22 protein-coding genes are annotated in these 24679 nt (G+C 29.8%); 5 read left to right on the top strand and 17 right to left on the bottom strand.

Features of this window, described 5'->3' with window-relative positions; translation table 11 throughout:
* Nucleotides 1–38: 38 nt before the first annotated feature.
* Genes FBF11_RS03460 through FBF11_RS03420 form a run of 9 tightly spaced genes read right to left on the bottom strand, consistent with a single transcriptional unit; the run spans nucleotide 39 to nucleotide 7225 of the window.
* Nucleotides 39–791: an RluA family pseudouridine synthase gene (locus tag FBF11_RS03460; RefSeq protein ID WP_002868042.1), complete on the bottom strand. Its 753-nt coding sequence runs from the start codon at nucleotides 789–791 to the stop codon at nucleotides 39–41.
* Nucleotides 772–1929 carry a lipid IV(A) 3-deoxy-D-manno-octulosonic acid transferase gene (waaA, locus tag FBF11_RS03455; RefSeq protein ID WP_002868043.1) on the bottom strand — a complete coding sequence of 386 codons (1158 nt, stop codon included), beginning with the start codon at nucleotides 1927–1929 and terminating at the stop codon, nucleotides 772–774. Before waaA ends, FBF11_RS03460 begins: the two co-directional genes overlap by 20 nt.
* Nucleotides 1926–2642: a zinc ribbon domain-containing protein gene (locus tag FBF11_RS03450; RefSeq protein ID WP_002868044.1), complete on the bottom strand. Its 717-nt coding sequence runs from the start codon at nucleotides 2640–2642 to the stop codon at nucleotides 1926–1928. The genes waaA and FBF11_RS03450 overlap by 4 nt, the downstream gene beginning before the upstream one ends.
* A gap of 9 nt (nucleotides 2643–2651) precedes the next feature.
* The gene (locus tag FBF11_RS03445) at nucleotides 2652–3377 is read right to left on the bottom strand and encodes a Nif3-like dinuclear metal center hexameric protein (RefSeq protein WP_002868045.1); all 726 of its coding nucleotides are present in this window, start codon (nucleotides 3375–3377) and stop codon (nucleotides 2652–2654) included.
* Complete coding sequence (glyQ, locus tag FBF11_RS03440; protein WP_002868046.1) at nucleotides 3364–4227, bottom strand: glycine--tRNA ligase subunit alpha; 864 nt, start codon at nucleotides 4225–4227, stop codon at nucleotides 3364–3366. Before glyQ ends, FBF11_RS03445 begins: the two co-directional genes overlap by 14 nt.
* Before the next feature lie 11 nt (nucleotides 4228–4238).
* Entirely contained in the window at nucleotides 4239–4775 is a 537-nt protein-coding gene (locus FBF11_RS03435) for a DUF3972 domain-containing protein (protein ID WP_002871931.1), read from the bottom strand.
* Between the two features lie 9 nt (nucleotides 4776–4784).
* Nucleotides 4785–5279, bottom strand: a complete 495-nt coding sequence (gene purE, locus FBF11_RS03430) for a 5-(carboxyamino)imidazole ribonucleotide mutase (protein ID WP_002868048.1) — start codon at nucleotides 5277–5279, stop codon at nucleotides 4785–4787.
* On the bottom strand, nucleotides 5280–6533 hold the full coding sequence (locus FBF11_RS03425; protein ID WP_002868049.1) for a peptidase U32 family protein: 1254 nt from the start codon (nucleotides 6531–6533) through the stop codon (nucleotides 5280–5282).
* Complete coding sequence (locus FBF11_RS03420) at nucleotides 6530–7225, bottom strand: chemotaxis protein (protein ID WP_002852254.1); 696 nt, start codon at nucleotides 7223–7225, stop codon at nucleotides 6530–6532. The genes FBF11_RS03425 and FBF11_RS03420 overlap by 4 nt, the downstream gene beginning before the upstream one ends.
* Before the next feature lie 203 nt (nucleotides 7226–7428).
* Between FBF11_RS03420 and glnA the strand changes: the two genes are divergently transcribed.
* Nucleotides 7429–8859 (top strand): type I glutamate--ammonia ligase, encoded by a 1431-nt coding sequence (gene glnA, locus FBF11_RS03415; protein WP_002868405.1) that lies wholly within the window; start codon nucleotides 7429–7431, stop codon nucleotides 8857–8859.
* Nucleotides 8860–8925: 66 nt separating this feature from the next.
* Here the strand turns inward: glnA and flgG are convergent, their stop codons facing one another.
* From flgG to FBF11_RS03390, 5 genes are all read right to left on the bottom strand, one after another.
* Nucleotides 8926–9717, bottom strand: a complete 792-nt coding sequence (gene flgG, locus FBF11_RS03410) for a flagellar basal-body rod protein FlgG (protein WP_002852142.1) — start codon at nucleotides 9715–9717, stop codon at nucleotides 8926–8928.
* Nucleotides 9718–9747: 30 nt separating this feature from the next.
* Nucleotides 9748–10560, bottom strand: a complete 813-nt coding sequence (locus tag FBF11_RS03405; RefSeq protein ID WP_002868406.1) for a flagellar hook-basal body protein — start codon at nucleotides 10558–10560, stop codon at nucleotides 9748–9750.
* Between the two features lie 155 nt (nucleotides 10561–10715).
* On the bottom strand, nucleotides 10716–11828 hold the full coding sequence (gene ftsZ, locus FBF11_RS03400) for a cell division protein FtsZ (protein WP_002852071.1): 1113 nt from the start codon (nucleotides 11826–11828) through the stop codon (nucleotides 10716–10718).
* A 15-nt stretch (nucleotides 11829–11843) separates the two neighbouring features.
* Nucleotides 11844–13232: a cell division protein FtsA gene (gene ftsA, locus FBF11_RS03395; protein WP_072223311.1), complete on the bottom strand. Its 1389-nt coding sequence runs from the start codon at nucleotides 13230–13232 to the stop codon at nucleotides 11844–11846.
* Entirely contained in the window at nucleotides 13229–14719 is a 1491-nt protein-coding gene (locus tag FBF11_RS03390; RefSeq protein ID WP_002874881.1) for a peptidylprolyl isomerase, read from the bottom strand. Before FBF11_RS03390 ends, ftsA begins: the two co-directional genes overlap by 4 nt.
* A 158-nt stretch (nucleotides 14720–14877) precedes the next feature.
* Here FBF11_RS03390 and rsmH point away from each other — a divergent pair, with 158 nt between their 5' ends.
* On the top strand, nucleotides 14878–15816 hold the full coding sequence (rsmH, locus tag FBF11_RS03385; protein WP_002859605.1) for a 16S rRNA (cytosine(1402)-N(4))-methyltransferase RsmH: 939 nt from the start codon (nucleotides 14878–14880) through the stop codon (nucleotides 15814–15816).
* The gene (locus FBF11_RS03380; RefSeq protein WP_002868409.1) at nucleotides 15816–16754 is read left to right on the top strand and encodes a hypothetical protein; all 939 of its coding nucleotides are present in this window, start codon (nucleotides 15816–15818) and stop codon (nucleotides 16752–16754) included. Before rsmH ends, FBF11_RS03380 begins: the two co-directional genes overlap by 1 nt.
* On the opposite strand, the gene FBF11_RS03375 is transcribed toward FBF11_RS03380, so the two are convergent.
* Entirely contained in the window at nucleotides 16742–17233 is a 492-nt protein-coding gene (locus FBF11_RS03375; RefSeq protein ID WP_002852223.1) for a hypothetical protein, read from the bottom strand. The genes FBF11_RS03380 and FBF11_RS03375 overlap by 13 nt on opposite strands.
* 149 nt (nucleotides 17234–17382) lie before the next feature.
* On the opposite strand from FBF11_RS03375, the gene FBF11_RS03370 reads away from it, so the two are divergent.
* Complete coding sequence (locus FBF11_RS03370; protein ID WP_002868410.1) at nucleotides 17383–21135, top strand: Eco57I restriction-modification methylase domain-containing protein; 3753 nt, start codon at nucleotides 17383–17385, stop codon at nucleotides 21133–21135.
* Between the two features lie 27 nt (nucleotides 21136–21162).
* On the opposite strand, the gene FBF11_RS03365 is transcribed toward FBF11_RS03370, so the two are convergent.
* Both FBF11_RS03365 and pta read right to left on the bottom strand, forming a co-directional pair.
* Complete coding sequence (locus tag FBF11_RS03365; RefSeq protein ID WP_057097091.1) at nucleotides 21163–22353, bottom strand: acetate kinase; 1191 nt, start codon at nucleotides 22351–22353, stop codon at nucleotides 21163–21165.
* A gap of 13 nt (nucleotides 22354–22366) precedes the next feature.
* On the bottom strand, nucleotides 22367–23872 hold the full coding sequence (gene pta / locus FBF11_RS03360; protein ID WP_072223312.1) for a phosphate acetyltransferase: 1506 nt from the start codon (nucleotides 23870–23872) through the stop codon (nucleotides 22367–22369).
* Nucleotides 23873–23961: 89 nt separating this feature from the next.
* On the opposite strand from pta, the gene flgH reads away from it, so the two are divergent.
* Nucleotides 23962–24660 carry a flagellar basal body L-ring protein FlgH gene (flgH, locus tag FBF11_RS03355; protein ID WP_002852146.1) on the top strand — a complete coding sequence of 233 codons (699 nt, stop codon included), beginning with the start codon at nucleotides 23962–23964 and terminating at the stop codon, nucleotides 24658–24660.
* Nucleotides 24661–24679 lie beyond the last annotated feature (19 nt).

Raw genomic sequence — 24679 nt, 5'->3', positions numbered from 1 at the left:
TAAACCTTGCATTATACAAAATTTTTTCTTAAATGGCTTTAAAAATCTAAATTTTTTATATCAAAGCCAAATTTTGCAAAACCACTATCTAAATTAGCCCTAAAATGATAATTAAAAATTTTAATTTCATAGCTATGCAAATACATTCTATCGCTTGAAATTTTAGCATATTTTTCATCACCTACAACGCCATGTTTTATAAATTTAGCATGCACTCTGATTTGATGAGTTCTACCTGTTTGAATAACTATTTTTGCTAAGGTTTTTTTTGACTGCATCATGATAGGAGTAATGATACTTAAAGCACTTAAACCATCTTTTGAAACTTTACTTAACGCCCCGCCTTTTACTTTTATAGTAAAAATAGGTTCATTCACTTCAACCTCTTCAGCCAAAACCCCATCTAAAACCGCAATATAACTTTTATAAACCCTGTGTTTTTTAAATTCTTCTATACAAAGCTTTCTAAAATCTTCATCTTTACAAAGCAAAATCACACCACTTGTTTCTTTGTCTAAACGATTTAAAAGCTTGGCATTAAATTTTTTCTCTAAATCTTCACTCACATAAGCATAAGGTTTATTAATAGCAATAATCTTATCATCTTCAAAAATAATTTGAGGATTTTTAGCTTTTATCACATTAAATCTTGCCTTATCGCTCATCAAAGCTCTAGCAACCACAACTTTTTTTCCATGTGAAAAAACACAACCCTTATCAATCAAATCTTTAGCTTCACGATTTGAAATTTTTTCTTGCAAAGCTAAGAGTTTATAAGCTTTTTCTTGCATCAATTCCCTTTTGTATAGTTTGTATGATAAGATCTAAATTTTCTTTTTTGGAAATTTTAGCTTTTAAATTTAAATAATGAATTTTATCATTTAAATCTTTTAATTTTTCACAAAAATATACATTTTCCACTTCTTCAAACAAAACCTTTTGATTGTGAATAAATTTCCCGCTGATTAATACATTATCAAAATATGCCGCTTCTATAGGATTGTGTCCTCCTATGCCTTCTATGAAAGAACCTCCAAGCACAACAACATCAGAAATTGCATAAAAATTTACAAGCTCCCCTAAAGCATCTAAAAGCAAAATTTTTTTAGAAAATTTCTTATTTTCATCTTTTAAAGAACTAAATTTTTCAAATTCTAAACCTTTGTTTAAAAGCAAATTTTCAACTTCTTTAAAACGTTCAGGGTGTCGTGGGGCGATAATGAGTTTTTCATTTTCTTCTAGTTTAAAATAATCAAGCAAAAGCTCTTCTTCGTCCTTATGAGTACTGGCAAAAATGATAAGTTTTTCCTTAGGTTTGGCATAAATTTTATTATTTTTAATTTCTAAATTTGCCTTAATATTTTTAAAAATTTTAACATTTTTAGCTCCCAAACTTTCAAGTCTTGCTTTATCTAAATCGCTTTGAGCAAAAACTTCATCAATATAAGAAAAAATTTTTTTATAAAAAAAAGAAAATCTTTGATAAGAATGATAAGACTTATCAGATATTCTCGCATTAAGCAAAACAATCTTAGCCTTATAAATACGTGCCATAAAAACAAGCATAAGCCAATATTCTGCTTCAAAAATTACCAAAACCTTGCAAGGCTTAAGCCAAAAAGGCAAAAAATTTTCAAAAGCAAGATAATTTACCTTTTTACAAAATTCTTTTGCACATTCAAAACCTGTTTGAGTAATAGTAGTTATTCTTGAATCAAATTTCAAAACCAAAGTTTTAATACTTCTTACCTCCCCATAAGAACAAGCATGAAAATGTACATCAGCTTTTTCTTGATGTAAATTTTTATAAAGAAAAAATCGGGATTTTAAACTAGTTTTGTATTTGGATTTAAAAAAAGAAAACAAAAGAATAAAGACGGCACAAAATAAAAATGCCGTCCAAGTTAAAAAATAATAAAAAAAGATCAATTTTGTTCTTCTTGCTCTTTATAAAGAATTCTTCCACAATGGGGGCAAGTTACAATCTCTTCACCTTTTACAACAGACAGATAAGTCTTATCGTAAATTTTCATAAAACATCCATAGCATGCTTGTTTTTTAACAGGAACTACAGCAGTATTTTTCGCCCATTTACGAATTTTTTCATAAAAACTTAAAACTTTTTGATTCATCTCGCCCACAAGTTTGGTTTTTTTATCATAAACACTCATTCTATCTTTTTCAAGAACTTCCATTTCAGATTTAATGCTTACTCTAATCTCATTAATATTTTGCTCTTGTTTGATTTTTTCTTCTTCAAGTTCTTTTTTATAAGTTTCTTTATTGTCTAAAATTTTATCCAATCTTACAATCTCATCATTTGCAGCGTCTAATTGCTCTTTTGCAATATCTTCTTCAATTTTTAAAGCATTAGCTTCTTTTTCTGTTTTTACCGCACCACTTTTTTTAGAAAGCTCTTTAATTTTTGCTGAAAACTCGGAAATATGAGCATTATTTTGCACTTTTTGATTTTCTATATCTTTGATTTCTTCATCGATTTTTTCTAAATCTGTGTTGATTTTTCCTATTTTTAACTCAGCATCTTTTAAAGTCTTATTAATACTGTCTATTTTTGGTTCATAACTATCAATTTCTTGATCTATTTTTGATAAAAGCACTAATTGTTCGAGATATTTATTCATTTATTTTCCTTAAAAATATTGAAATGGATTTTTTGAAACTGTTATTATAACTTGTAGCGGCAAATTTTTCAAGTCTTTTGCTAAACATTGAGAAAAATATCTCTCACTTTCAAAATGACCTAAATCAATAAGACTGATTTGATTGCTAAGCGCCTCTAAAGCTTGATGATATTTAAAATCTCCACTTAAAAAACAATCTGCATCTACTTTAGAAATTAAATCCCCGCCACTTCCAGTACATATAGCAATACGCTTAATGTCTTTTTTACCACAATCGCTTACACGTAAAATTTGTAAATTTAACTTTTTTTTCACCCAGTCACACAAAGTTTCAAAAGACATAGAATTTTCTACATAAATTAAAAATTCGTCTTTAAAAAAAATTTTAAAACCTAAAATTTCTTCCGTAAAATAAGTATTTAAATGACTTAAATCATAATTTGTATGCATACTGATTAAAGAAATATTTTTACAAATCATTTCTTTAATAAAAGCCCTAGGATAAGTCTTGTCATATAAATCTTTTAAACCTTTAAATATCAAAGGATGGTGTGTGATAATTAAAGAATTTTCACTCGCTTCTTTAATAATATTTTCATCAATATCTAAGCTTAAATAAACAGTTGAAATTTCACTATCCTTATCTCCAAGCAAAATTCCACTATTATCCCATGATTCTTGGATATTAAAGGGACTTAATTGATCTAAAAAATTATAAATTTCACTCAGCTTCATTTAAATTTTTCTTATAAATTTCAGCACAATTTTTCGAAAGCTCACGAATTTTTAACATATAATCTTGTCTTTGTGCTACAGAAATTGCTCCTCTTGCATCTAAAAGATTAAAAGTATGTGCAGCAAGCATACAATAATCATAAGCAGGTAAAGCTAATCCTTGTTCTAAAATATTTTTACATTCTTTGTAAGAGTTTTCAAACTGCTCATTTAAGATTTTAATATCACTTACTTCAAAATTGTATTTACTAAATTCATATTCACTTTGCTTATGCACATCTGCGTATTTAATTTTTTCTCCATTAAATTCACTCCAAACTATATCATAAACATTATCAACATTTTGAAGATACATGGCTATTCTTTCAAGACCATAGGTAATTTCAGCACTTACTAAATCTACTGCTATACCACCAACTTGCTGAAAATAAGTAAATTGAGTGACTTCCATACCATCAAGCCATACTTCCCAGCCTAAACCCCAAGCACCCAAACTTGGACTCTCCCAATTATCTTCAACAAAACGAATATCATGACTTTTTAAATCAAAACCCAAATTTTCAAGACTTTTAAGATATAATTCTTGAATATTATCAGGACTAGGTTTAATCAAAACTTGAAATTGATAATAAGCACCTAAGCGATTAGGATTTTCACCATAACGTCCATCAGTAGGCCTTCTACTTGGAGCCACATAAGCAGCTGCCCAAGGTTTTTTTCCTAAACTTCTTAAAAAAGTTGCTGGATGAAAGGTTCCTGCACCTGCTGGCATATCATAAGGTTGCATAATCGCACAACCTTGCTCTTGCCAATAATTTTGCAAATTAAGTATCATTTGTGAAAAAGTCATTGTATCTCTCTTTATTGTTCCATATTTTCAATAGGTTTTTCTAAATTTTTATTCATTTCCAAATCAGGCTCTGTCTTAGCTCCAAAAATTTCTGCGGTTTTACTCCACATTAATTTATATTTACGCTTGAGAAATTCTATCTCTTCACGCGCATGTTTTAGCTCATTGTTTAAGGTTTCTATAGTTTTTCTATCTTCATCATAAAGTTCTTGCATAGAATAAAGGGCGTCTTTTAAAAATTTATTCTCATTTTTTAATGCTTCAAGTGTTTCATCTTTAGCATCTAAAACTTTTTCATGCAAATTTAAAATAGTTCCTATTGTTTTTTCAACAAAACTTTCTCCTGCTAAAGTCATTGAATTTACCATTGCAGTTTGAGATTTTGCAGAACCAGGTACTACACTAAAAGTACCTTGATGAGCTTCGATGTAAATTTTACCCTCTTCTTCTTTAAAATTTAAAGCCCCATTGGCCATCATACCCTTAACCACATCTTCATTTAAATGCACAAGTTTACAAAATTCTTCAAGTTCAAGATAGGTTTGCATTTTTATCCCTTATAATAAAACTTCTACTTCTTTTGAATCAGATACAAGTTTTTTTTCTTTTTCAAGACGATCTTCTTTAAGCTTTTGTGCTAAATCAACATCATAAATAGCTAAAATTTGCATAGCCAAATAAGCAGCATTGATTGCTCCAGCCTTACCAATAGCTAAAGTTCCTACAGGAATTCCACTAGGCATTTGCACCGTAGAAAACAAAGAATCCATACTTGCAAGATTGCTTCCTGACATAGGCACTCCCAAAACAGGTTTTGTTGTATAAGCTGCAACAGCTCCAGCTAAATGCGCTGCCATTCCAGCTGCTGCTATAAAAACTTTCACACCTTTTTTTTCAGCATTTGCAATATACTCTTTTGTTCTTTTTGGACTACGATGAGCTGATGAGATAATAAGTTCATACTTTACCCCAAAACTTTCTAAAGTTTTAGCAGCCTCTTTCATAGTCTCATAATCACTCTTGCTTCCCATTAAAATAGAAACAAAATTCATCTATATTTCCTTTCTTAAAAAACTTAATGCACTGATTTTATTTGGTAATTGGATTTCATGTTCATTGCCGCTATGAATTTCGCTAAATTCTTTATTGTTTTTAGCAATGAGTTTTTTAAACTCTATAAAATATTTATCCTCTTTTTGATAAATTTTACCTAGTTCATTATCGCAAGTTTGAATCACATCGCCTAAAGGGGCTAAAATTTCATAAGGCGTGTTTAAAACGATTTTCCCTTTACATTTAAAAAAGCTTCCATCTTCGCTTATAGCATGCACTTGATGAGAACCTTCTTCTATGCTTGTATTATGATTTTGCGTGTCGGTTTTTTCTAAAGGACGAGAAACAAGATAACCATCTGTAAAACCACGATTTTTAAGTGTAGTAATCTCTTTTTCATACTTACTTGACTCAAATTTACTCTCTAAAGCATCTTGTATGGCCATTTTATAAGTCCTTGTTGTAAGCGCAACATAATATTCGCTTTTAGTACGCCCTTCTATTTTAAAAGCACTGATACAATTTTCTTGCATGATTTTTTCTATATAAGAACAAAGATTTAAATCCTTAGAATTAAACACATGAGTACCATTTTCATCTTCTTCTAAGCGAAATAAAGTGCCATTTTCTGGATTTTTAGCATAAAGCTCATAATTAAATCTACAGTCATTTGCACAAGATCCACGATTGCTCATTCTTCCACTTTGCACAGAGCTTATTAAACAACGCCCTGAATAAGCAAAACACATAGAACCATGCACAAAAGCTTCTAATTCTATATCACAATTTTGCTTTAAATTTTTAGCATCCTTAAGCCCTAGTTCTCTCGCAATTACAACCCTTTTAGCACCCATATCCTTATAGACTTGAGCATCTAAATAATTTAAAATATTTGCCTGAGTAGAAACATGCAGGGAAATTTCAGGTGCAAGTTCTTTAACAAGACGCATAGCTCCAACAGAAGCTACAATAAAAGCATCGGGTTTCATCTCGCGTAATTTTAATATATGTCTTTTTAAGCCTTCAATTTGAGAGCTTAAATGAAAACCATTTAAAGTAACATAAATTTTCTTACCACGCTCATGAGTATATTTGATAGCTTCTTCAAAACTTTCATAATTAAATTCTCTTGCAGTGCGTGATCTTAAAGAAAAATTATTCACACCCGCATAAACCGCATCTGCGCCATAAGCTAAAGCAATTTTTAATTTTGTGAAATTTCCTGCAGGAGCTACTATTTCAGGAATGATCATTTTTGCCCTAAACTTGCAATTAAAGCTTCTATATCATCATTACTTACAACATCAGCAGTACTATCACCTTCAATATGCACTGCAGAACTTACACGTTTTTTATCATCAATTTTACCTTCAAATAAAGAACTCATATAACGGCTTAAAGCACGCATTACATTAATAACACGCTCGATTTTTTGACGATGTATATCTTGATACTGCATTGCATCCATTGCCATCATCACTTCATCTTGTCCGCTTTGAAGATTTCCGACAATCTCCTTAGAACTTTTTTTAGCTTGATTGTTTAATTCTAAAGCTTCACTGAAACTTTCCACATTAGGAAATTTTTCATTAAGTTTAGAAAAAATATCAATATTTTTTTCTATTGCTTTATTTATTTCTTTGAGTAAACTTTCAGAATCCGCAAAAAAATTATTAATACTTTCAAGCTTATCCATCATTTCCGTTGCTTTAAGCTCGCTATCTTTTGTAACATCATCTAACTGATGTACAACTTTATGCTCCTGATTTGGTGGGGGTGGTGGCCATACCACGCTAGGATTAGGTTTGTAATCAGCTATTTTGACATCTTCTAACATCAAAGCATCTTCTTCGGTATTCGATTCTTCGGTTTTTACCTCTGCTTCTGTCTCTGAATCAAGATCAACATCACCATTCATCAAAGCATCAAGCTCTTCTTGAGTCATTTTTTTTCCCTTTTTTAAATCTAGATTTTCAATAATTGCTCAAAATTATAATCAATTTTATCTAAAACAAAAATATAAATTTTTATTTTTTAATCTTTTTAAATTAAATTTTTAAATTTATTAAAAAAAATATATTAATTAAATCTTAATTAAAAATTTTATGATATAATTTTATAAATTTAATTACATAAAGGAGTAAAAATATGGGAAAATTTGTTAATAATATAGATGATTTTTTCAAATTTTGCAAACAAAATGAAGTGCTTTTTGTTGATTTTCGTTTTACAGATATGATAGGAACTTGGCATCATATTACCTATAATCTTCATACAATCAATGAAGAAACATTTCAAACTGGCATTCCATTTGATGGAAGCTCAATTCATGGATGGCAACCTATAGAAAAATCAGATATGATTTTAAAACCTGATGCTCAAAGTGCTTTTTTAGATCCTTTTACAGCTGACCCTACTATCATAGTGTTTTGTGATGTGTATGATATTTACAAAGGACAAATGTATGAAAAATGTCCAAGAAGCATAGCAAAAAAAGCAATGGAATACCTTAAAAATAGTGGCATAGCTGATACTGCTTACTTTGGACCAGAAAATGAATTCTTTGTTTTTGATAGTGTAAAAATAGTTGATACTGCTCATTGTTCTAAGTATGAAGTTGATACCGAAGAAGGAGAGTGGAATGATGATAGAGAATTTACTGATAGCTACAATACTGGACACAGGCCAAGAAACAAAGGTGGATATTTTCCAGTTCAGCCAATTGATTCTTTAGTAGATATTCGTTCTGAAATGGTTCAAACTCTTGAAAAAGTAGGCCTTAAAACTTTTGTTCATCATCATGAAGTTGCACAAGGACAAGCTGAAATAGGAGTAAATTTTGGCACGCTTGTAGAAGCGGCTGACAATGTTCAAATTTATAAATATGTTGTAAAAATGGTAGCTCATTTAAATGGTAAAACTGCCACTTTTATGCCAAAACCTTTATACGGAGATAATGGCAATGGTATGCATGTTCATATGAGCTTATGGAAAGATGGGGTAAATTTATTTTACGATAAAGATGGATACAGTGGACTTAGTCAAACTGCTATAAATTATATAGGTGGAATTTTAAAAAATGCTAGAAGTGTCGCAGCTTTTACAAATCCAAGTTCCAACTCTTACAAAAGAATAGTTCCTGGCTTTGAAGCTCCTTGTATTTTAACTTATTCTTGTCAAAACAGATCAGCAAGTTGTCGCGTTCCTTATGGCATAGGTAAAAATTCAGCTCGTATAGAAATTCGCTTCCCTGATAGCACTGCTAATCCTTATTTAGCTTTTGTTAGTCTTTTAATGGCAGGTCTTGATGGAATCAAAAATAAAACCATTCCTGTGGGTCCTATGGATGAAAATTTATTTGATCTTACTTTGGATGAAATACGTGAAAAAGGGATAGAGCAATTACCGCATACTCTAAGAGGAAGTTTAGAAGCTTTAATCCGACATAATTCTTATTTAAAACCTGTAATGAGCGATATTTTTATCGATGACTATCAGCATTTAAAATTTGAAACACAAGTTTGGCCAGTAGAAGCTCGTCCAACTGCTTATGAATTTAAAACTTGCTACTCTTGCTAAAAATTTAATGGCGTTTAACACGCCATTAAACTAAAAAAGAATTAAAAATTATTTATTTTATATCAACTATCGCTTAAGCTGATTTACAATTCCTAGCATATCATCACTTGTTGTAATTGCCTTAGAACCCGCTTCATAAGCTCTTTGTCCTGTGATAAGATCTGTCATTTCTTCAACAAGCTGAACATTACTAAGTTCTATAAATCCATGTCTTATTGTTCCAAGCCCATCTTGTCCTGCTATACCCGCAACAGGTGCACCACTTGCTCCTGTTTCGAGATAAAGATTATCACCCATAGAATGAAGACCCGCTGGATTTATAAACTGAACTAGCTCCACTTGGCCAATTTGAGTTTCTTGTTGCTCCCCTGGCAACATTACAGAAACGGTTCCATCTGTAGCAACATTAATTGCTGTTGCGCCTTCAGGTATTGTCATTTCAGGTAAAAGTCTATAACCATCTGAATTTACAATATTACCTTCATTATCTTTTGTAAATTGCCCATTTCTAGTATATCCTATAGTGCCATCAGGAAGTTGTATTTGAAAAAACCCATTACCTGCAATAGCCATATCAAGACCATCAGTACTTGTTGATTTTAAATTTCCTTCAGTAAAAACTTTAGTTACCGCTGTTGGACGCACACCCACACCCACTTCTATACCCGAAGGAGAAAGAGTAGTAGCTGAAGTTGAAGTTCCTGCATACTTCATAACTTGATACATAAGATCAGCAAATTCTGCGCGACTTTTCTTAAAACCTGCTGTATTAACATTGGCGATGTTATTTGAGGTAACATCAATTTGTGTTTGCTGTGCTACCATTCCCGTAGCAGCAGTATGAAGTGATCTCATCATTTTTAATCCTTTTTTTTATTTTATTTTAAATTATTTAACAGATGCAAGCTTATTGATAGCTTCTTGATTTAAGTCATCCATATGAGCTGTCATAACTTTTTGATACATTTCTACCATTCTGTTTGCTTCAATCAGTCCTACCATTTCAGTAACTGGATTAACATTTGATCCCTGAGAAAAACCTTGGCGAATAGCATTGGAGTTTTCCAAATCTCTAATGCGGGTTAGATCATCTATTTTATAGACATTATCCCCATCTTTTTGCAAAGCTCTTATATCATCTACTTGTGCTACAAATAATCTTGCATTTTGAGCTCCATCAACCTCAATGCTTCCGTTTTTATCAACGCTAATTTGAACAGCACCATTAGGAATGCGTATGCCAGCATTCTGAGGATTATTAAAATAATCACTACTTAATACCTTGTATCCTTGCTTATTTACCAAATAACCCTCATCATCAAGTTGAAAATTTCCATCTTTAGTTAATCTTACTTCTCCATCTTTGGTTTGAACCAAATAAAAAGCATCTTCTCTAGTCATTGCCAAATCCAAAGGATTGTTTGTGGCCTTTAAAGAACCTAGGCTAAAATCCGTATATTCTTGAGAAACTTGTGGGATTCCATCTATTGTAGTATTTACAAAACGAGATGCATCTCTTGTGTGATTTTCTATAGGCAACTCATCCTGAGTTTCTTTAAAAATCCTTTTAAAATCTGCAATAACCACATCATCTCTTTTGTATCCGCTTGTATTAATATTGGCAAGATTATTAGTAATCACATCAAGTTTATTAAACTGAGTTACCATTCCGCCAGTTGCTTGATAATATCCATTTTGCATATTTTCACCTATAAAATTAAGATTTTATAGCTATAAAAGCAAAGAGTGTTCCAATTTTTAAAAACAAAGAAAAATAAATATTTGAAAGATTATTAGGAGAGAATTTTAAACTATAAAAAGCAAGATTTGACTCAATCTTGCTTTAAAAATCAATTTTAATCCATTTGACGACGCAAGAAAGTTGGTGTTTCAATTTGCGCCATTATCTCTTCATCATAACCACCGCTTACCTTTTTAAGACTTAAATAAGGATTTTTCTTAGAAGCTTGAGCTTCTTCGGTAGATTTTTTAGCTACTGTATCTTTATCTTCAAACCCTGTCGCAATAATAGTTACTTCAACTCTATCTTCCATGCTATCATCTGTAGTAGAACCAAAAATAATCTTAGCATTTTCATCAACAATTTCTTGTATACTATTTGCTGCTGCCGAAATTTCAAACAAAGAGCAATTAGAACTTGTTTTAAAATGCAAAATAACTCCCTTGGCACCTTTAATATCCATTCCATCAAGCAAAGGAGATTCTATAGCGTTTGAAAGAGCCTCTTCTATAGCATTTTCACCACTAGCGCTACCAACACCCATAAGCGCGAGTCCGCGATGACTCATGATGGTTCTTACATCCGCAAAGTCAACATTAATATCTCCATTATCAAGCAAGATAGACACCATACCTTTTACAGCACGAGCTAAAATATCATCAACCAATCTAAAAGCATCTTTAATGCCTGCTTTTTTATCAATAATGCTCAATAATTTTTCATTTTGAATTACAAGAATAGAATCACTTTCTTTTTTAAGCTCAAGGAGACCGCTTTCAGCAAGTTTTTTTCTTTGTTTTCCTTCGAATGCAAAAGGCATAGTTACAACAGAAACAGTTAAAGCTCCAATCTCTTTAGCTGCTTGTGCAATAACTGGAGTGGCACCCGTTCCAGTACCTCCACCAAAACCTGAAGCAATAAATACAATATCACTTTGACTAAGACTTGCTTTTATTTCTTCAAAACTTTCTCTAGCACTTTCTGCACCTACTTCAGGAAGCATACCAGCGCCTAAACCTTTAGTTTTTTTCTCGCCAAGTTGAATTTTAGTTTTTGCTAATGAAATTGAAATAGCTTGTGCATCAGTATTTGCTGCAATTAAATCAAGATCATTTAATCCCATTTTAACCATATGGTTGATCATATTACCGCCACCGCCACCGCAGCCTATAACCTTAATTTTTGCACCTTTATTATGTTGCATTTCTTCTACTAAAAATTCACTCATAAAAATTTCTCCTTGTTAAAATTGATTCATAATTTTATGCCAGATATTTGAAAAAACGCTAGGTTTTTTTTCTTTTGGCTCTTTAAAATCTAATTGTTCTTGTATTGCAATTGTATCATTTTCTTGCAAATTTTCATCAAAAAAATCAGATTTTATTTCACTTTCTGTATCTTTTTGCAAAACAATATCTTGTTTAATTTGACGATTAAAATTTTCAATTTCCCCTTTATATCTTAATTTTTCATTAGAATCAAGTTCATAAGGCGTAAAATACCCTGCTCCATATAAACAAAGTCCTATAGCACAAGTATTTTCAGGATCATTAAAAATTTCACTAAAACCAGTAATCAAATCTTTTCTTGCAGTAGCCAGTCTAACTGAGCGATTATCAAATGTTGCAGGAGCTAGCTCATCAATACCTGCTAACTTAGTCATTCCACCTGTTAAAACAACTCCACCGCCTATAGCATTGGCATAACGATTATCACTTAAGATTTTTGCCAAAATCATCAAAGTTTCTTCCGCTCTTGCATAAATTACGTTTGAAATAATATCCAAAGAAACTTCATTAACCTTTCTTTCATCACCCATTGAAGGAATTTGTATAAGGGTATTAGGCTGTTGCGAAAGAGCTGCATAATTAAGCTTGATTTTTTCTGCTTCTTTTAAAGGTGTATGCAATGCCATTGATAAATCTTGGGTGATATTAATCGAGCCAATTTGCAAACAATCATTATATCTAATTGAATTTCCAGTATGAACAACCATATCGCAAATCGCTCCACCCATATCAATCAAAACAGCACCTAATTCCTTTTCGCTATCATCTAAACAAGCTATAGCTGAAGCATATCCTGAAAGAACTATATTATCCACTCTTAAATCAGCTAATTCAACTGCTTTCTTAAGATTTTTAATATGAGATTCTTGTGAAATCACTATATGGGTTGAAACTTCTAAACGATTGCCACTCATTCCCAAAGGATCATCAACATGTTCAAGATCATTAACCTTAAAATTATAAGGCAAAACATGGATAATTTCATAACCACTTGGTAGATTGGCAGTATGCTTAGCTGTACTTACAGCACGATGAATTTCTTTAATGCCTATTTCATGATTTGGAATATTAACAACACCTATGCTATCAACGCTTTTAGTATAAGCACCTGATATAGATACCACAACCTTATCATAATGAACTCCGCTCATCATCTCAGCACTTCTAACAGCCTCTTCAATAGATTTAGAAGCAAGCTCTATATTGGTAATGGCACCTTTTTTAACCCCGTTGGTTTTCGACTTGGAAAAACCAATAATTTTTAATCCATCTTCATCTTTTTGAGCAATAATGGCACAAGTCTGGGTTGAGCCTAAGTCAATTCCTAATATATTCAAAATCAATTCCCTTTATAATAAATTTTTATCGGATATATCTTTTTAAGTTCATCAACAAGTTCTTGCTTAAGCTCATTTGCTTTTAAATTTTGCAAATTTTGTTCAAGCATAGTTTTGTATTGTTCAAATTTATCGGAGTTCATATCTAATTTTTGTTTATTTATTTTATATAATATTGCTTTATTGTCATTAATGACCACATAAGAACTATTTTGATCAGTATTAAATACATTCATTAAAAAATAAGCAAATTCAGAATCGTTTAATATTTTATCGCTAACCTTTACACTCTCGCGAGAACTATCTCGACTTACAAAGCCTATATCATCGCCTTTAAAATTTACTAAACTATTTTTAGCTTTTTCTTCTAAATTTTTTCTAGCTTGTTCGCTTAAATACATAGGTAAAACTTCTTCTCTAGCTTCTTCAAAAGTTTTATTTCTTATAGGATCTACTTTATTTAGTTTAACTATGATATATCCGTTATTATAAGGTGCTGGCCGTAAAACATCTCCATTTTTAGCTTTATTTAAAAGATCAATTGGATAATAAACATCAGATTCACTAATATTTTGATCTTTTTGAAAATTATCTTTCCCATTTTTTAAATCTAAAAATTTAGCATTAGCCACATTCTTTAGTTGCATTAAGGCGTAATCTTTAGCAACTTCATTTTTAGCAGACTGAAAATCCATCACTTTACCTGCAAAATCTTTATATTTTAGTTTATTTTCATCTTGATTATAAAATTTTTCTAATTCTTTGTCGTCAATTTTCTCATTGCTAACTGGCAAAAAATAAGTTGAAATTTCATATATTTTTTTAGTTTTATAATCTTCTTTATGTTCATTCCAAAGCTTTTTTAAATCCTCTTCGTTAATCTTAATATTTTTTTTGTCATAATCAATTTTTGCAATACTTAAAGCATCTTGCATAAAATAACTAGAAGCTAACATTTTTAATTCCTCATCTTTGCTAGGAATATTAAAAATTTGATTAAGTTTATCGGTAATTACTTCATTTGCAAGTTGTGTTTCATAATCTTTTGGAGTTAAATTATTGGCATTTAAAAGTTCATAATAAATTGTTTTGTTAAAATCCCCTGTAGGATCTTGAAATTCTCTAGTATTTGCAAGTTTTTGTAAAATTTCATTCTCGTTTACGCCAATACCCAAATCTTTGGCAAAATTTAACAAAAGCTTATCTTCAACAAGAGAGCTTAAAGCTATATTTTTAATGCCTAGTTGCTCAGCATTTTCTGGAGTTAAAGCACCATTGCTAATTTGATTATAATAACTTACAATTTGTCTATATCTAGTATCAAATTCACTAAAACCTATCTTTTCATTTCCTACAGTTGCAACACTCGAACTTCTATTGAGATTAAAATCATAAGCACCCCAACCTAAAAAGCCAGCGCCAACAAAAGCTATAGTACTAACCCATATAGTAACAACAAGATATTTTTTGTGATGTTGCATCCAAGTAAGCATATCATTCCTTGATTAAATTTAAACTAGATATTGTATCGTAGAAGTGTTTAAGTGGAGTTTAATTATAAAATTTTTACCAAAAAATATTTGTTCTTTAAATTTTATGATTTTTACAATGAAATTTAGTTATAATTATAGTTTATAAAAATTTATTAGGATTGATTTTGGAAATTCCTCATATCCCAGTTTTGCTTAATGAAGTTCAAGAGATTTTTAAAAATCTTAAAACAGGTTATTTTTTAGACTGCACTTTAGGATTTGGCGGACATAGTGAAGCTTTGCTTAAAAATCATCCTGATCTTAAATTCATTGCTTGTGATCAAGATCAACAAGCTTTAGAATTTTCTAAAAAACGCCTTAAAGATTTTCGCAATAGGATAACTTTTATGCAAAGTAATTTTAGTGAAGTTTTAGAAAAAATTTCACATAAAGAAGAATTAAGAGGTATTTTAGCAGACATTGGAGTTTCTTCATTTCAGCTTGATAATAACGAAAGAGGTTTTAGTGTAAATTCTGACTTTTTGGATATGAGAATGAATCAAAACTCCAAAATATCGGCTTATGAGATTATTAATACTTATACAAAAGAGCAATTAACTTCCATTTTTAAAGATTATGGAGAATTACATGATGCGCATTTTATTGCTGAAAAAATTTGCCTAGAAAGAAGTAAAAATCCAATCAAAAGTGCCAAAGAGCTTTATCAAATCATAGGAAAAGGTAAACAAAATCATAGAAAAATTTCCAAAGCTACTTTAGCATTTCAAGCCATTAGAATAGAAGTAAATCAAGAACTTAAAGTGCTTAAAGATTTTCTTGAACATTTAGAAAATTTAAAACCAAAAAATTGCATTTTAGCTATCATTAGCTTTCATTCTTTAGAAGATAGAATAGTAAAACAATTTTTCAAAAAATGGTCAAAAAACTGCATTTGCAATGAAAAAATAATGCGTTGCGAATGTGGAAATAACCATAGCCTAGGACAAATAATAACTAAAAAAGCTATAAGTGCGAGCAAGGAAGAACTTTTAAAAAATTCTCGCTCTAGTTGTGCTAAAATGCGGGCTTTTTATTTTAATAATTTGGACAATAAATAATGCTAGAAGATGATTTTATAAAAGAACGCCAAAACATACGCCAAAAAATGCTGAAATTTTCTCGCGCCATAAATCAAGGCAAACCGCTTGATGATGATTTAAGAGATGAAATTTCTAGCGATGATATTTTAAGACGTCGTTTTAAAAAAAAGACTCCTAATAAATTCTTAGAAGAACTCGATGAAGAGTATGAGTCAAAACATACTAAAAAATCAAATATATATTTAAAAGAAGATCTAATCAATGTTAAATTAGAAGAAAAGCAATCTCTTGCTAAAAAAATTTTTTCCAAAATGAAAGAAAGAAGAAAAGAAGAAAATAAAAAAACTAAAAAAAATTTTTTATTTAGCAGAAAAAAAGCAAACGAAATAAAAAATATCCAAACCAAAACACAAATTCAAACAAAAAGCAATCAAGCTACCACTCAAACAAAACAAGAAAAAAAGGGACTTACAAATTCTATAGAAAAAATTCAAAAAACAGAAACTAAAATACAAAAACCTCTAATTATAGAAAAAAAACTAGATGTTAAAAATCAACCTAATATCAAGAAAAGTTTAGAAAATTTACAAAAAAAAATAACACCACAAGAAAATAAACAAGAACTTCCAAAACCATCTAATCAAGCTCAAGAAAAACAACAAAATGATGAAGATGCTCAAAAGGCAAAAAATATTTTACTAGAAGGCTTCTCTAATGCTACCAAAGAAGATAGAAACCTAAACTTCAATCATCTTCTTTTTGCAGCTTTACTTGTTAGTTTTGCATTATTTTTATTTGCCCCACAAATTTATATTAGAAATCAAATTTATTATCTTAGTAGAGAGATTGCTACATTAAGAACAGAAGAAAGTGTTTTAAACGAGGAAAATAAAGACTTAAAAAGAAGACTTGAAAATATGCGATTCCAAAATCAAATTTTAGATTATTTAGAATGAATAATCTTATCTAAAACATACTGCTCTAAATTTGCTTTTGGAATTTCTTCTTTTAAAGCTTCTTTATAAAATTCACCCGCCATTGTAGAGTACTTTTCATAAGCAAAATAAGGAAAGTGTAAAGCCCAGGCTTTTTGTATTATTTTTTTTGAGATTATTTTGCGAGTATAAACTTTAAAAATATCATATCCTATAAATACACAAGCAGTAACCATAACAGCGCTCACTATGCTTATATGAAAGTCAAGCTTTGTTAAAAAATAATGAGTAATCAAAAGCAATGGCAATAAAATCACAGCGCAAAAAACACCAAAATAAATATAAGAATTTAGAATTTTGAAATTAAAATTTAGCTTAGAAGGATCTACAAGCATTCCATCGTTAAAAAGTGCATTTGCCTCTAATAAATCTCTTATAAGAACAGGTTGCTCTGATACTTTAAATAAAAAACGAAGGCTAAATTCTTTAAATTTTTTCATAATCCACGCTTTATTTTTTAATTAAAATTTTATCCAAAGAAAATTAATTCCAACTAAAAAATCATTTTCATAAATAAGCACAAGTCTTTAAAGTTTTTTAGATATAATTTAAAATGTCAAATTTTTAAAAATACTTTAGAAAGAAAGCCATGAATTACTATCAAGAACTTAAAAAATACCTCAACAATAATCTTTTTACAAGCTATTCTTTAGAAATTGACTTTCCTAAGATTTATAATTTCAACGCAAATCAAAAAGCCTTTAGAGATATTTTAACTAAAATTACAAAAATTTACGACAAAAATAAATTTATAAAACAAAACGAACATCAATTTGAAGATGAATTTATATCAAAAGTATTAGAAATTTTAGGGTGGTGCTTTGTAAGACAAGATGAAAAAATCATACAAGGAAAATTGGAAAAACCTGATTTTCTACTTTTTAGCAATGACAAATTAAAATCAAAATACGAAAATTTAGACAAAGAAACAAAAAAATCAAGCAATGATTTCACAATCATTTTAGAGTCAAAAGCTTATAATATAGAAATAGACAATAAAAAAGTAAAAGACAACCCTCACTTTCAAATTCTAAGATATCTAGGCAATCTTAAGAAAAATTATGGTTTTTTAACCAATGGTAGATTTTGGCGTTTTTATGATAATTCTATACTGAATTCAAACAAAGTTTTTTACGAAATCAATCTAGAAAAAATCATTGAAGATCAAAATATTGAAGCTTTTGCGTATTTTTATAGTGTATTTAGCGCTTTTAATTTCACAGAAAAAGAAGATCATTTAGAAATAACTCTACAAAACAATAAACTTTCAAAAATCAAAATAGAAGATGATTTAAAATCTATCATTTACGGAACCAATGGAAATGAATCTTTATTTGAATTCATAGGCTCTAGAATTTACAATAAAACAAAGGCGGATTTAAAACTAATCTATGAAAATTCTTTATATTTTATCTTTAGACTTTTATTTATTGCTTATTTTGAGGATAAATTTGAAATTATACTAGAAAAACATAAGTATTTTAAAAGTAAAATCAGTCTTAGAACCTTACTTGAAAATTTACAAGAGGATGAAAGCTCAAGTGGTGGTTTTGGAGAACTTGAAAATATTTTCAACATTTACAACAAAGGCAAAGGCAATTTTGATATGCCTGTTTTCAATGGTGGGTTGTTTGATGAGAGTAAAACCGCTCTTTTAAGCACACCAAAAATCTTTAATGATAAAGATTTAAAATTCATTTTAAACCAATTATTAAATTTTAAAGATAAAAATCTAAGCTTTAAAAGAGATTACAAAACTTTAAGTGTAGAACATTTAGGCACGATTTATGAAGGCTTGCTTTCTTATTTTTTTGAAATAGCAAATGAAGATATTTACTATGTAAGCTATAAAGAAAAATCAAAAGAAATAGAATGTTATTTTGATAATTATGATTTTAAAATTTTAGAAAAATCAAAAAAAGTAGAAAAATACACCTTTTACAAAAAAGGACAAATTTATCTTAAAAATTCTAGTAATTCAAGAAAATCAACAGCAAGCTTTTATACACCTCAATTCATAGCTAATTTTTTAATCCAAAGTGCTTTAAAAGACAAACTAAACAATGAAAACATTTTGAAATTTAAAATACTAGACAATGCTTGCGGTAGCGGGCATTTTTTAGTTGGAGTTTTAAATGCTATTACACACATTGTTTTATCAGATTTTGATCATTTTACAAATTTAAAAGAACTTTATGAAGAAGAAAAAGAAAATATTTTAAACTATATAAAAGATTTTGTGCAAGACTATGAAGTAGATGAAAGTGATATTTTAAAACGACTTTTACTAAAACGCATTATTTATGGGGTGGATTTAAACCCTTTTAGCATAGAGCTTACTAAACTTAGCCTTTGGATAGATAGTTTTATCTTTGGAACCCCACTTTCTTTTATAGAACACCACATAAAGTGCGGCAATGCTTTGATCAATTCTAACCTAAGTGATTTTAAAGATTTGATAAAACAAAACTCAAGCAACCTTTTTACAAATTCCATAACACAAGAATTTGAAATTTTACAAGAAGTATTTGAAAAACTTGATAATCTAAAAGATACCAACGAAGAACAAATCAAACAATCTAAACAAATCTATCAAAATGAAATCACACCAAAACTTGATAAGTTAAATTTATATCTAAACTATATCAACACGCTTCATTTTGTCAACAAAGAAGAATTACAAATTCTAAAAGCCCTAAGTCAAGATGATATACAAAATTTAAGCCAAAATGAACAAGCAAAAGCTATCATTAGCAAATATCAAAAAGAATTTAATTTCTTTAACTATGAGTTAGAATTTCCTGAAATCGTAGAAAATCAAGTCTTTAAAGGCTTTGATATCATCATAGGTAATCCACCTTGGGATAAAACTAAATTTAGTGATAGTGATTTCTTTCCGCAATATAAAAGCGATTATAGAAGCTTAATCGCTAGCAAGAAAAAAGAAATTCAAGATAATTTGCTAGCGAAAGATTATATAAAGCAAAATTACGAAAAACAAAAAGCATATATAAATGATTTAAGCGAGTATTATAAAAAAGCCTATCCTTTAAATAAAGGCAGTGGAGATGGAAATTTGTTTCGTCTTTTTGTAGAAAAAAATCTTTCTCTTTTAAAACAAGATGGAAATTTAGCTTATGTGCTTCCTAGTGCTTTGATGTTTGAAGATGGAAGCTTAACTTTAAGAAAAGAAATTTTAGAAAATAAAACTTTAGAGTATTTTTATAGTTTTGAAAATAGACAAGCTATATTTGCTGATGTGGATTCAAGGTATAAATTTGCTCTTATGCTTATAAAAAACACGCAAGCAAATCACACTCATAAAATCAAAATGATGTTTTATAAAACAGATATAAACTCATTAAAAAACAAAGATGAAATTTTAACTCTAAATTTAAAAGATATCAAAAAGCTAAGCCCAACTCACCTAGCCTTAATGGAGTTAAAAGACAAACAAGCTTTAGAAATTCTAAGAAAATCTTATAATGCTTTTCAAAACTTGTCTTTTGATTATATAGATTTTAGAAGAGAACTTGATATGACAAACGATAAAGATTTGTTTATAGAAGAGTTTAGGGAAGGACTTTTACCCTTATATGAAGGTAAAATGATACATCAATTTGATGCAAATTTTAGCCAAACTACTTATTTTTTAGAAAAGGCTAAATTTGACGAGCGATTAAAAAGTAAAGAACTTTATAGAGCTAAAAAAGCTACTGGGAAAGAATTAAATCCTAAATTGATAAAATACGATAGAGAATTTTTTAGACTTGGATATAGAAAAATTTCAAGAGATACCGATGAGAGAACTTTGATAGCTTCTTTATTGCCAAAAAATTGCGGTGGAGCTGATAGTACTTATAGTAACATTCCAAAACAATATGTTTTAAAAGATGATGTAATTTGCATGGATATAGTGCCTTATGAAAGAATTTTATTTGTTTTAGCTTTGTTTAATTCTTTAGTGGTTGATTTTATCATAAGAAATATGGTACAAATCAATGTAAGCAAATCTTATTTAGAAAGAATTCCCCTGCCTCAACCAAGTGATGAAGAAATTCAAAACAATGAAATTTATAAAACCCTCGCTAAAAATGCTTTGCTTTTACAGCTTTACAATGATCAAAATCATCATTTTGATGAGCTAAAACAAGAATTTAATATAAAAAATGAAGAAATTCCAAAAACTAAAAAAGCTTATGATATCTTAAGAGCAAAAAATGATTTATTGGTTAAAGAACTTTATGGTTTAAGTGATGATGAATTTTCTTACATGATAAGCACTTTTAAAGTTTTAAATGAAAAGCAAAGTGAATATATAACCTTGCTAAAAACTATATAAATGAAAGATTTATATAGTTTTTAAAATTTAATTTTTACCGATAAGTTCTTCTGTAATTCTAGCGATTTCTAATTCTTCATCTGTAGGAATAACAAGCACTTTAACTTTAGAATTTGCATGATTTATCATTCTTTCGCCCGAAATCCTTTGTTTGTTAAGTTCAAAATCTAACTCGATACCAAGATGAGCTAATCTCTCGCATACTTTTTGTCGAACCAAACTATCATTTTCTCCTATACCACCTGTAAAAATAATAGCATCGGTTTTTGGCAACACAGCAAAGTAGGATCCTATATATTTAACAAGACGATAACAAAACATATCAAGAGCCAAGCGTGCTTTATCATTACCTTGTTCTATCTCTCTTTCTATATCTCTAAAATCATTATAACCGCAAATTCCATATACTCCACTTTTTTTATTCATCAGTGTATCTATTTCTTCTATAGTTAAACCCTTAAGATGACTAACAAAAGGTAAAATAGCAGGGTCTAAATCTCCACAACGCGTTCCCATAATAAGTCCTTCAAGTGGAGTAAAGCCCATAGAAGTATCCATACTCTTACCTTTTTCTATAGCACATACACTTGCACCATTTCCAAGATGAGCAGAGATGACATTTAATTCATTTTGATCTTTTTGAAGAAATTTTACCGCTCTAGAACTAACATAAGCATGAGAAGTCCCATGAAAACCATATCTTCTAATATTATGCTTATCATAAAAATCATAAGGCAAAGCATACATATAAGCAAAATCAGGCATAGTGCGATGAAAAGCTGTATCAAAAATAGCTGCATTAGCAACACTAGGTGCAGCTTTGATCATTGTTTTTATACCTGCTAAATGCGCAGGATTATGCAAAGGAGCAAAAATACTAACCCTATCTATCTCTTTAAGAACATAATCATCCACTAAACAATGCTCGCTTAAATTTCTTCCCCCATGAACTATACGATGACCGCAGCCATCAAGTGCATTTAAATCTGCTAAAATTCCTGATTCTTTAAAAAGCTCATTAACTATACTAAGGCCTTCTTCGTGATTATTTATTGTTAATTCTCTTTCAAAACTTTCATTATTTAAAGTATTTTTTAATACAACCTTTGAATTTTGCTCTCCAATTTTTTCTACTAATCCACTGGCTTTAACGATTTTATTATCAAAAAATTTAAATTTAATCGATGAAGAACCTGAATTTAAAACCAAAATTTTCATTTATCATTCCTTTCTATTGAGCTTGTATTGCACTTAAAATTACGGTATCTACAATATCATCTACCAAACATCCACGACTTAAATCATTAACAGGTTTTTTAAGACCTTGCAAAATAGGACCGATTGCTAAAGCATTAGCAGTTCTTTGAACTGCTTTGTAACAAATATTTGCTGCGTTAAGATCAGGAAAAATATACACATTTGCATGACCTGCTATCTTAGAATTTGGCATTTTCTTTGCTGCAGTTTTTGGATCATAAGCGCAGTCAAACTGCATAGGACCATCTATATTCAACTCAGGATATTTTTCTTTAGCAATCTTTAATGCTTCTTTTACAAGATCTACGCTTTCTCCTTTACCGCTATCACCACTAGAATAAGAAAGCAAAGCTATTCTTGGTTCAAGTCCAAAAGATTTAGCAGTCATAGCACTTACATAGGCACTAGTTGCAAGTTGCTCAGCACTTGGGCTTGGATTTACAGCACAATCAGCAAAAGCTAAAACTTGATCTTCAAGTCCCATAAAGAAAATTCCTGAAACGGAACTAATACCTTCTTTAGTTTTAATAAGCTGTAATGCAGGGCGAATCGTTTCAGCCGTAGTAGTTGATGCTCCACTAACCATAGCATCAGCTTTTCCAGTGTGTATAAGTAAAGTTCCAAAATAAGTTTTATCTTGAACTAGCTTCCTAGCCTCTTCTAAACTCATACCTTTAGATTTTCTTGCTTCATAAAGAATAGAAGCAAATTCTTGATTATATTCTGATTTGAGTGGATTTATAATCCGTATAGTATTTAAATCAAGACTTAATTTAGCACTATCTTGCTTGATTTTTTCTTCATCACCCAATAAAATAAGATCAACAACTTTACTTTTCAATAAAATTTCAGCAGCTTTTAAAATTCTCTCATCATTACTTTCTGGCAAAACAACGGTTTTTTTATTTTTTATACTTTGTTTAATCAATTCATATTTAAAACGATGAGGAGTTATAAAATCATATTCTTTAAGTTTTTGCACTTCTTCAAAATTAAAATTTTCATTAATCAAAACATAATTACGACCATCTAGAGCATGATCGAAATATTTTTGAGCTATAAGTTTATCTTCATCATTGATAATAGCAGCAATAGGTGTATTAAGATTTTTAGCTAATTTTATACTAAGATCAAATCCATCAAGTATTCCAAATTCGCAAAAACTATTTACAAGCACAAAATCGTATTTGCGTTTTAACTCTTCGTATTCTTCTAAAATAACATTAAAAAAATTATGAGGATCTTTGCTAAATTCTTCCATTGCCTCTCTAAAGGTAAAACCATAGGCGCTTTTTACGGTTTGATTGATATTAAATTCTTCCAACCAACCCTGCAAAACAGGAACGCGATGTATGTATATCACAGGGCAATAAATTGCGATATTTTTGTAAATTTTGCTATAATTTTTAAGCAAATTTGTACTAATAATAGTATTTAACTCATCACTTCTAGATCTCATCAAATAAAGATTTGCCATCATTTTCTCCTTGAATTTATAAATGTGGAACACTCTTTGCTTTTTCTAATTTTAACAAAGAAAAATAAAAATTCATATTTTAAAGGACGAAAATGAAAAAAGTTTTATTTTATGTGTTACCGTTTGTGTTTTTTGGTTGTTCTGCAACGGTTGATCCGCAAATTTCAATGAAACCACCTGCTTATGTAGAAGAACTTGCACCAAAACAAAGTAATAATATAGAAAGTGCGCCAGGATCGCTTTTTGGCAAAGGAGATAATCCTTTATTTTCAGATAAAAAAGCTATGAATGTAAATGATTTAGTTACAGTTGTTATACAAGAAAGTACCACTCAAAGCACACAAGCTAATAAAGCAACAAGCAGAACTAATACCTCAAATTTAGGCGGAGGTGCTTTAACAGGAAGTTCAGGAGTGGTAGCTAATGCTCTTAATAAAGTCAATGCTTATTCTAATATAGGCTTTCAAACCAATAGTTCAAACAACTACACAGGAACAGGCTCGCAAAGCAGAAATGAAAGTTTCAATACTACAATTTCAACACGTGTAATTAAAATTTTATCAAATGGTAATTATTTTATCGAAGGTTCAAGAGAGCTTTTAATCAACGGAGAGAAGCAAATCATACAATTAAGCGGTGTTATTCGTCCTTATGACATCGGTCAAGACAATACTATAGATAGTAAATATATAGCAGATGCTAAAATTCTTTATAAAACAGAAGGTGAAGTGGATAGAAGCACAAGAAAACCTTGGGGTAGCAAAGTTATAGAAGCGATATGGCCATTCTAAAAGCAAGGTTAAACCTTGC

It is taken from the genome of Campylobacter sp. CFSAN093224 (assembly GCF_012897395.1).
Lineage (GTDB): Bacteria > Campylobacterota > Campylobacteria > Campylobacterales > Campylobacteraceae > Campylobacter_D > Campylobacter_D jejuni.
The sequence above is the reverse complement of the archived record's forward strand: the minus strand, read 5'-3'. Positions and strand labels throughout refer to the sequence as shown.

Coding starts and splice junctions, on each gene's coding strand:
- FBF11_RS03460 (WP_002868042.1), bottom strand. CDS start 791: ATGCAAGAAAAAGCTTATAAACTCTTAGCTTTGCAAGAAAAAATTTCA.
- FBF11_RS03450 (WP_002868044.1), bottom strand. CDS start 2,642: ATGAATAAATATCTCGAACAATTAGTGCTTTTATCAAAAATAGATCAA.
- FBF11_RS03445 (WP_002868045.1), bottom strand. CDS start 3,377: ATGAAGCTGAGTGAAATTTATAATTTTTTAGATCAATTAAGTCCCTTT.
- glyQ (WP_002868046.1), bottom strand. CDS start 4,227: ATGACTTTTTCACAAATGATACTTAATTTGCAAAATTATTGGCAAGAG.
- FBF11_RS03435 (WP_002871931.1), bottom strand. CDS start 4,775: ATGCAAACCTATCTTGAACTTGAAGAATTTTGTAAACTTGTGCATTTA.
- purE (WP_002868048.1), bottom strand. CDS start 5,279: ATGAATTTTGTTTCTATTTTAATGGGAAGCAAGAGTGATTATGAGACT.
- FBF11_RS03425 (WP_002868049.1), bottom strand. CDS start 6,533: ATGATCATTCCTGAAATAGTAGCTCCTGCAGGAAATTTCACAAAATTA.
- FBF11_RS03420 (WP_002852254.1), bottom strand. CDS start 7,225: ATGACTCAAGAAGAGCTTGATGCTTTGATGAATGGTGATGTTGATCTT.
- glnA (WP_002868405.1), top strand. CDS start 7,429: ATGGGAAAATTTGTTAATAATATAGATGATTTTTTCAAATTTTGCAAA.
- flgG (WP_002852142.1), bottom strand. CDS start 9,717: ATGATGAGATCACTTCATACTGCTGCTACGGGAATGGTAGCACAGCAA.
- FBF11_RS03405 (WP_002868406.1), bottom strand. CDS start 10,560: ATGCAAAATGGATATTATCAAGCAACTGGCGGAATGGTAACTCAGTTT.
- ftsZ (WP_002852071.1), bottom strand. CDS start 11,828: ATGAGTGAATTTTTAGTAGAAGAAATGCAACATAATAAAGGTGCAAAA.
- FBF11_RS03390 (WP_002874881.1), bottom strand. CDS start 14,719: ATGCTTACTTGGATGCAACATCACAAAAAATATCTTGTTGTTACTATA.
- FBF11_RS03380 (WP_002868409.1), top strand. CDS start 15,816: ATGCTAGAAGATGATTTTATAAAAGAACGCCAAAACATACGCCAAAAA.
- FBF11_RS03375 (WP_002852223.1), bottom strand. CDS start 17,233: ATGAAAAAATTTAAAGAATTTAGCCTTCGTTTTTTATTTAAAGTATCA.
- FBF11_RS03370 (WP_002868410.1), top strand. CDS start 17,383: ATGAATTACTATCAAGAACTTAAAAAATACCTCAACAATAATCTTTTT.
- FBF11_RS03365 (WP_057097091.1), bottom strand. CDS start 22,353: ATGAAAATTTTGGTTTTAAATTCAGGTTCTTCATCGATTAAATTTAAA.
- pta (WP_072223312.1), bottom strand. CDS start 23,872: ATGATGGCAAATCTTTATTTGATGAGATCTAGAAGTGATGAGTTAAAT.
- flgH (WP_002852146.1), top strand. CDS start 23,962: ATGAAAAAAGTTTTATTTTATGTGTTACCGTTTGTGTTTTTTGGTTGT.